Origin of the sequence: Candidatus Magnetobacterium casense (assembly GCF_019173545.1) — a bacterium.
GTDB classification, from domain to species: Bacteria; Nitrospirota; Thermodesulfovibrionia; order Thermodesulfovibrionales; family Magnetobacteriaceae; genus Magnetobacterium; species Magnetobacterium cryptolimnobacter.
On the sequence record NZ_JABXWD010000368.1, the window covers coordinates 1 to 3,335 of the forward strand.

Consider the following 3,335-nt stretch of genomic DNA (forward strand, 5'->3'; position numbering starts at 1 on the left):
ATCCATTGCACAGAGCAAGCACGCTGCGTTGTATCTGGAATACGGCGGCGGCAATCCCCGGCTGCTGGAGTGGTTGAACGTCATCGCCAGGGACGAGGCCAAGTACGACCTGGCTGATCTTGAGGCGAAGCTGCGGGGCAAGCAGGATGAGTTCATCCTCGCTTATCTTGCGGATGTGATCGCACAGACAGAGGGGGATGAGTTCCACAAGTTCATTCAACGAGCGGCTGTGTACAGGGAGCCTGTTGGTGCGACAGCCTTTGCGGGTTTTGGCGGTGAGCAGTTTTTAGACACCGGTGTTGACCTGACGCTGATCGAGCGTGAAGACGTCTCCAGGGGTGAGTTTGTGTACTGGGTGACGCCCGTGATTGTCGAAAGCATGTGGGGCAAGTTGGCGCCTGATGAGCGGCTTGAGATGCACGGGCTGGCGTATCAGTGGTATGACGGTTGGATTAAAGCCGCCTCGGAGGCGAATTACAAGTACCTGGAGGAGGCCGTCCGTCACGCCCTTGAGGTGGGTAATATCCGTGGTGCGTGTCCTCATGCGCGTGCGTTGGGGGATTACTTTGACAATATGGTTTTATATCGGCAGGGTCGGGCGATTATGGAAAAGGTTGCCGTCAGGGTCTCAGATGCGGTGGTGGATGAGGCCAAGGCAACGAAGGATATAGCGGTTGGAAATTTTCTTCATACATACGCTTTCTCATTAGATAAGTTAGGCGACCCAAAGCAGGCGATTGCGTTTTACGAAAAAGCACTTGCGATCTGCCTGGAAGTCTATGGCGAAAGACATCCGTATATTGCGTCATTGTATGAAAGCCTAAGCATCGTATTTTACGAATCGGGCGATCCTCAAAAGGCCGCCGACTACATTGCAAAGGCCAAGGGGGCCTGGTCTTGAGGCTGTAGCTTTGCCACCGTATCCTCTTAAAAAAGCAGGTAGTCCCGTACAAGTAGTGGTGACCGCAGACTGCCTCATCAGTCAAACCTCAAAACATTGAAAAATCACAGGTTTATATTCGATTGTGTGCGATACAAGAAAGAAGGAGGGCGGTTTACGGCAGGGGTGCCTCACCCCCTCCGCCCCCTCCTCAGACCTCCCCTGCAAGGGGACCAGTCCCCCACTGAGCCGGGGGAACTTAGCCGGGGGCGGCTCGCCCCTCGCTGACCCCTTGACCCCTTAAAATGCCGTGTGTTTTGTATTTAATCCAATCGGAATCTGCTATACATTCGAATCGAAACGCACAATAAAAAAAAAGGAGGGCAGAACGCCCCCCCTTCTTTGATCCCTCACTTGCCGCTGTGGGCTAAGTCGGGTTTGTTTATGGTTTCAATGTCACAAATACCCATGCCGTTTCATGGTTGGCATCCATCACGGTTATTACTGCCTTAACTTCGCTGGTGACGGCCTTGAGCACCGTTACCGTAAGCACTCCGTCAGCGTCAATCTCCGCATTGAGCAGAGAGGGATTGCTGACCTTTGTCGTGTATGGGGCTTCTCCGCCATCGACATCAAACGTTGTGGTATCGCCCACTGCCGGTGCCGTGAGTGTCGCACTTGCCGGAGCTACCTGCACTCGTCCGGCGCCAATGACAAACCAATCGGGGTCGTCAATCGCACCCAACGAAATCCCGCTTTCTATCGTCGCACCATTCATCAGCCACATAAAGAGTTGACCCGTTATTTCGTTCTGCCACAGTAGGTCAAGTTTGCCATCGCCGTTGTAATCACCCTTCCTGATTATATGCCAACTGTCATCCGCAACAGTGGCAACCATCTGGTAACCCTTTACCGTTATACCATCCATAAACCAGATGGCCACTTCTCCGGTCTTCACGTTCTTGTAGAGGATGTCGGCCTTGCCATCGCCATCAAAATCACCTACCCTGGCTACACGCCACTTGGGGTCCTTTAAATTAGACACAATCTCAGGGCGCTTTATCGTTGAGCCATCCATCAGCCACATGGCCAACTTTCCAATGCCCTCATGTCTGAACAGGATATCGTCTCTGCCGTCGCCGTCAAAGTCGGCCACTCCGGCTACTGCCCAGTCTCTGCCCACTTTACTGTCGATCATCTTTGAGTCTACAACATCGGCGCCATTCATAAACCAAATGGCCATCTTACCATCGCCCTTGTGTCTGAAGAACAGATCGGCCTTGCCATCGCCGTCAAAGTCTCCAACTCTATTGAGGAACCAGTCCTTCTTGTGTATCTTCTTTTCCGAATTTCTGAACTTCACAGGTGCATGACTGGCCAACGTCAGGCCATCCATAAACCAGATGTGCAGCGAACCGTCCTTGGTGTCTCTCCAGATGATGTCGGTCTTGCCGTCGCCGTCAAAGTCCCCGACGCCATCTATCTGCCACTTGCGTGGTACGGTGCCCGGTGAACCGTAGCTCGTTACGTTGTCACTGTTCATCAGCCATATGGCAACCATGCCAGTCCTCTGGTTGTGCCACAGGATGTCGCTCATGCCATCGCCGTTATAGTCGTGGATGACCTTGGCCACGACAGGTCCGCTTCCCATAAAGGTGGCGGTGACCATCTTGCCGGCGGACATTTTCACCGTACAGGAATTTGTTGCGTTATCGCTTGTTACATTATCGCTTGCGGGGTCGCAGCCCGACCAGCCACCAAATGTCGAACTCGCATCTGCCGTAGCATTCAGGGTAACAACCGTGTCCTTGTCATAGGGGGCAACGCACTTATCGCCACAACTTATACCGGCGGGAGTACTCTCCACGGTGCCCTTGCCACTGCCGGCCTTGCGCACTGTCAACGTAATGCCCGGAGCCGTCACCTTGTTGAACGTTGCCGTTACCGTCTTGACCGCCGTAGTGTTGTCCGATGACGCCGGCATTGTCACCTTACACATTGAGCCGGGGGTCGCTGACCCCTTGGCAAGGTCATCACCACCGCCGGAGGGGTCAGCGACACCCGGCATAAAAGTTGAATCGTCATCTTCGGTGTCACACCCGCTCCAGCCGCCAAACTTTGAACCCAGCTCGGCCTTGGCCATCAATAATACGACCGTACCAACAGGATAGCTGGACGAACACTTATCGCCACAACTTATCCCCTTCGGGTCGCTCACCACCATGCCGGCACCATCACCGGCCTTCTCCACCGTCAATGTAGCATTTGCGCCGCCCTCATCTGCATACACTGGCGGCACCGAAAACATCAACACTCCACACAGCACGGCAATAACCGCAAACACATACGACAACATTGAGCCGGGGGTCGCTGACCCCTTAACATCTCTTACGCTTCTGACATAACTCATAAACTGTCCTCCATTGCTTTGAGAATTCTGGTTTCTGTCATCATA

2 protein-coding genes are annotated in these 3,335 nt (G+C 53.6%); one reads left to right on the plus strand and one right to left on the minus strand.

Features of this window, described 5'->3' with window-relative positions; all coding sequences use genetic code 11:
* Nucleotides 1-901: tetratricopeptide repeat protein (locus HWQ67_RS14940; protein WP_218253490.1), on the plus strand; the 901-nt coding region annotated here is incomplete at its 5' end.
* A gap of 421 nt (nucleotides 902-1,322) precedes the next feature.
* Here HWQ67_RS14940 and HWQ67_RS14945 read toward each other — a convergent pair.
* Nucleotides 1,323-3,335, minus strand: a 2,013-nt coding sequence (locus HWQ67_RS14945) for an FG-GAP-like repeat-containing protein (protein WP_218253491.1), incomplete at its 5' end; no start/stop codon positions are given.